Below are 1077 nucleotides of genomic sequence, written 5' to 3' on the forward strand. Positions count from 1 at the left end.
GTGGGGCGGAATGTAGCTTTTAATGCCCCTGGCTTCCAGATAGGCATAGTTCTCCCCACTGCTGTAGCCGGTGTCTGCCAAGAGGTGCTCCCAAATCATTCCCTCCTTTCTCAACCGCCTGTTGAGCCTTGCCACGGTGTCCTGCAAATACTGGTTGTCTTTCTTGTCGGCGTGGTAAGCCTGCACATCGGTAATCACGTGGCCCCCGGTATCTACGCTTATGTTGCACAGGTAGTTGAGCTTTCTTGCCTTCCCGGGCTTGACACTTATTCTGGAATCGGGATCGGTAGGACTGTAATGGGTCTTGTTGCTGGTGTAACGGCTGCCCTTGTTCTTGGCTCCCGGGCGCATATCCTGGTCTTCGCTCCATCTTTTGTTGCGGCTCTTGATCTCCCGTAATTCTTTTTTACTGGCCGTTATTTCTTGTTGTTCCTTAGGCGCTTTGTTCTCTTTGGCCTTTCTGTCCCTGCTGCTCTGTACGCGCACCTTGGAAAGGTGTTCTTCAAGTTCATCTGCCGGCACTTTGATCTCAAGACTGTCCATCGAGGCATTGGCCTTTACAGGGGCTGAATCGATGGCCTGGGTATGGCCGCTTACCAGACCGGCCTCTATGCACAATTTCAGAACACGGGTAAAGACTTCTTCAAAAATATCTTCCGGGAAAAGTTGCCGTGTGCGGCTGATGGTGCTGTGCCAAGGTAAAGGCTCGTCAATATCATAGTCCAGAAAATAAAGGATGTCCATGCGCATGCTGCAGTGATCCATCAGGCCACGGTCTGTGGTTATGTTTTCCAGATAGCCCACCAGGCATATCTTGAAAAAGACCACGGGGTCTATGCTTTTTTGCCCGCTTTGTCCATAGAACTTATTGGTGAGCGGGTAAAGAAAGTCCAGGTCTAGAACTTCTTTTAGCCGTCGGTAAAAATTTTCTTTTGAAACCCTGTCGCTTAGCTTAAAGCTTGTGAAGAGTTTTTCCTGATAGTTTTTCTTGCCTTGCATAGGCATGAAATTAATAAACTTCTCAATTTTATACAAGCCTTTTGCTATATTTGAAGAGGTGGTTGTGCAACAGGCACA

Annotated in this window: 1 protein-coding gene; it reads right to left on the bottom strand. The window is 48.4% G+C overall.

What is annotated here, in order from left to right; translation table 11 throughout:
• On the bottom strand, nucleotides 1-999 hold a 999-nt coding region (locus LS48_RS14610), incomplete at its 3' end, for a transposase (RefSeq protein WP_157881740.1).
• Between the last annotated feature and the right edge of the window lie 78 nt (nucleotides 1000-1077).

Source organism: Aequorivita aquimaris, assembly GCF_001573155.1.
In the GTDB taxonomy this organism is placed as follows: Bacteria; Bacteroidota; Bacteroidia; order Flavobacteriales; family Flavobacteriaceae; genus Aequorivita; species Aequorivita aquimaris.